Source organism: Bradyrhizobium sp., assembly GCF_049581145.1.
Classification (GTDB): Bacteria; Pseudomonadota; Alphaproteobacteria; order Rhizobiales; family Xanthobacteraceae; genus Bradyrhizobium.
In genome coordinates this window covers 1-3,774 of record NZ_JBAURI010001017.1, presented here as the reverse complement: position 1 = coordinate 3,774, position 3,774 = coordinate 1, and the positions used below count along the sequence as shown (strand labels likewise).

The 3,774-nt window shown below is 64.1% G+C and carries 4 protein-coding genes; all 4 read right to left on the bottom strand.

Annotation, left to right across the window (positions count from 1 at the left end; translation table 11 throughout):
• Window positions 1-92: 92 nt before the first annotated feature.
• Complete coding sequence (locus tag WCB02_RS32970; protein WP_423964967.1) at window positions 93-938, bottom strand: ABC transporter ATP-binding protein; 846 nt, start codon at window positions 936-938, stop codon at window positions 93-95.
• Between the two features lie 86 nt (window positions 939-1,024).
• Entirely contained in the window at window positions 1,025-1,903 is an 879-nt protein-coding gene (locus WCB02_RS32965) for a sulfurtransferase (RefSeq protein WP_423964965.1), read from the bottom strand.
• A gap of 56 nt (window positions 1,904-1,959) precedes the next feature.
• Entirely contained in the window at window positions 1,960-3,075 is a 1,116-nt protein-coding gene (locus WCB02_RS32960; RefSeq protein WP_423964963.1) for an acyl-CoA dehydrogenase family protein, read from the bottom strand.
• A gap of 53 nt (window positions 3,076-3,128) precedes the next feature.
• Complete coding sequence (locus WCB02_RS32955) at window positions 3,129-3,671, bottom strand: OsmC family protein (RefSeq protein ID WP_423964961.1); 543 nt, start codon at window positions 3,669-3,671, stop codon at window positions 3,129-3,131.
• Between the last annotated feature and the right edge of the window lie 103 nt (window positions 3,672-3,774).

Genomic DNA, 3,774 nt, shown 5'->3' with positions numbered 1-3,774 from the left:
CGATTGACGAGAGGCCCGTCGCCGCCCCCGTCGGCATGGACTATGTCGGATCCGCAATCACGGCACATTTTTGAATCTCCCTGCACATGACATCAAAAATGTCCGGCAACCATTTTGAGCGTTTCCAAGCCGCCTCGAGCCGGCGCCGGATCGGCGCTGTGCCCGATCGTCCGTTCGAACGCGGCCTGAAGCCTTCCCTGCGCGAGCTGGATGTCGGCGCCGCGACGGTCGTCGTTGCGGTCCACCTCGATCGGCACGCTCTCGACGATTCGGCCGGGATCGGACGCCATCACCAGCGCGCGGTCCGCCATCGCGACCGCTTCGGGAATGTCGTGGGTCACGATCACGAGCGTAATGCCGTGTTCGACGGCAATACGGCGCACGTCACGTTGCAGCGCGCGGCGGGTGACAGCGTCGAGCGCGGAAAACGGCTCATCCAGCAGCAGCACTTCGGGCTGAACCGCCAGCGACCGCGCCAGCGCGACGCGTTGCTGCTGACCGCCCGACAAATCCTGCACGTTGCGACCGGCGTAAACCTGCAGTTCCACGAGACCAAGGAGATCCCGAACGCGCTCGCGGATTTCCCGCCGCGGCCGACCGGAAAATTTCATGCCGAGCCCGACATTCTGCTCGACCGTCATCCAGGGATAGAGATGCGGCTGCTGGAACATGACGATCCAGCGCGGCGATGGACCGGCGACCAGCGCGCCGTCGATACGGACCTCGCCGATCGTCGGCGTCGTCAATCCCGACAAAATATGCAGCAGCGTGGACTTGCCGCAACCGGAGCGTCCGACCAGCGCCACCGCCTCGCAAGGCTGCACCTCAAAGCTGATCCCGCTGAGCGCTGCGCCGGAATTGCGTCGATAGCGATGACTTACGCCCGTGACGGCGATATGCGCGCCGCGCCGACGGTTTCCAGGATAGATCGCTTGCATCAGTAGCACTACTCCTTCAAAGGCGACCTATCTGCTCTCATCTGGTTGCCGCCCAGCCGCTTTGGGCTGGGCGGCGGCAACGTCTGCTACGCCGCCCTGTCGGCCATTTGCGGCGCGGTCGGCAGGCCCTCGTCGATCGGCAGCGACGGATCGCGCGACCATTCGTTCCAGGAGCCGAAATACATCCGCACGTCCTTCACGCCGGCGTTCTTCAGCGCCAGGAAGGTGTTCGACGCCCGCGCGCCCTTGAAGCAATAGAGATAGACCGGGGTATTCGGCGTGATGCCGACCGTGGCGCATTCGGCCAATATCTCATCCTTGGACTTGAAGCGCGGGCCCTCGGCGGTCGGCTTCATCATGCGATACCATTCCAGCCAGACGGCGCCGGGAATGCGGCCCTTGCGGGGGCAGAAATCCTTGCCGTAGGGCGAGGAGCTTTCGCCGATCCACTCGTCGACATCGCGCACGTCGAGCAGCGCGATGCCGGGCTTGCCGACCGCGGCCAGCATGGTCTTGGCATCGATCAGGATGTCGCCCGCCTCCGGCACGATCGCAAACGAGGCCTTGGCCGGCGCCGGCACCTCCTTGGTGACCGGCAGGCCGGCGGCGGCCCAGGCTGCGATGCCGCCATGCAGCACCTTGATCTTGGGATAGCCCAGCATGGTCAGCAGGTAATAGCCGCGGCAGGACTGGCCGAAGCCGGAGTCCATCGACTGTTCGTAGATGACGGCGGTTTCGTTGCCGGACAGCCCGGCTTTGCCGAAGGCGTCCGCGAACTTTGTCTTCAGTTCCTGCATGCCCTCCGGCGTCGAGGTCGCGAGGAACGTGAAGATTTCATGCACGTTGACGGCATTGGGAAGATGTCCCGCGCCGTAGGCATCGGGATTCCGCGTGTCGATGATGACACACGGTTCTTGCTTGATGAGATCGGCGAGTTCACCGGCAGAAATTAGTACGTCCGTCATGGCAGGCCTCTCCTGTTGATGGTTGCAGTCATGGTGGATCCGAAATCTTCTCGCGCTCAGTCCTCCGCGAGCATCTTGCGAAGCTGCTTGGTGGCGGGCGTGACGATCGCGACGAAATAGGCTTCGCGCAGCCGCCGCTGCGCGCGATGGCTCATCAGATAGCCGCGGGCGCCGCAATGAAGCATCGCCGCATGCGCGGCCGCGACGCTGGCATCGCCCGCGCGCAGGCGAAGGGCCACGACCTTGCGCCAATAGGTCTCGCCCGGATTGAAGGGATCGCGCGCCAGCGCCATGGTTTCCCGTTCCAGTTCGGAACAGAGCTCCTTGAACTGCACCGGCTGCTGCGGCAGATAGCGGTTGACGTGACCGAGCGGCCCGTCGACTTCATCCATGATGCTGATGCAATCCTTGATCAGGCCGAGCGCCATGCCGGCCTGCAGCAGGATGAAGCCGGCGCGGATCTTCTTCACGAACGGGCCGGCCGGATCGGCCAGGATCAGATCATCGCGCACGAAGGCGTCGCGGAATTGAACACCGTAGGTGCCGGTGCCATCCATGGCGAGGAACGGCTTGCACGGCTGCAGCGTGATCGCGGGATCGGAGCAGTCGGCGAGGAACATCACGGTTTCGCCGGGCGCGTCCTCGCGCTCGAAGATGCTGCCGAAGAAATGGCCGCGGCCGAGATTCGACACCCAGGGCAGCGCGCCGCGCACGACATAACCGCCCTCGACCTTGCGTCCCTTCAATTTCAACTTTTCGATTCCGAACAGGCTCTTCATCGGGTTCGACAGCCCGGTGCCGCCGAGCACCTGTCCATCGGCGAAGCTGCGAGCGAATTTTTCGACCAGCCTCGGATTGTCGGAATTGGCGGCGTACCAGACCAGCGTATTCTGACACCACGCCATGAAGGCGGTCGCGCCGCAGACTTCGCCGAGGGCAGCGATCGACTGGATGGCGCAGCGCAGATCCGCCGCGCCGTTTTCAGGCAGATGGCTGCGCCAGGCGCCGACACCGCCGAGGCGCCGCAACAGTTCGTCAGGATAGATGGCGCCGCTGTCGATCTCAGCCGCCAGCGGCGCCAGTTCTTTTCGCGCGATCGCCGCCACCTCGTCGGCAATCGAAGGTGCGGACCGATCGACGGTTTCAATACGCGATACAGCAGATGAACCCATGCCCCTCTCCCTCACCTCAGATTGCCGCAAGCCAATTGACGCAAGTCCTGTGCCTAGATGCCGACTTCGAGATTGACCGGCCGGGTGAACGTGTTGGCGACCGGCGACCACTTCTTGACGTGAGCGACCAGGGCATTGATCTCGTCCGGCGGGATGCCCTCGCATTCCATGTCGACCTTGACCCGCACATCGGTGAAGCCGACCGGCTTGTCGCTGGTGTCGCCGGTGCCCCAGACCGCCGTGATGTTGAGGTCGCCTTCGAGCTCGAGCTCGAGCTTGTTGACGGTCCAGCCGCGATGCACCGCGTTGGCGTGCAGGCCGACCGCGAGGCAGGAGCCGAGCGCGGCCAGCGAGGCTTCCGACGGATTGGGCGCCGTGTCGTCGCCCAGAAGCCCCGGCGGCTCGTCGACGATGTAGGGCGGCAAGCTGCGGATGTAGTTGGCGTGGCGGAACCGGCCCTCGGCCACTGTCTTGCACTTCAAGGTCTTGATGACCTTGGGGTTGGCCTTGCCGTTGGCGATCAGCTGCTCGAGCCCGTCCTTGTCGATCGGGGCGAGGCAGCCGGTCAGCGCTGTTTTTTGAACGACCGCAGTCATCAGTTTTCTCCCTGGGAGGTAGGATACCGAACGGTCTGTTTCCTGCACGAAGCGTGCCAGCGGCCGATCATTTCAAAAGGCGAAGTCCTGGAGCGCCTTAGGC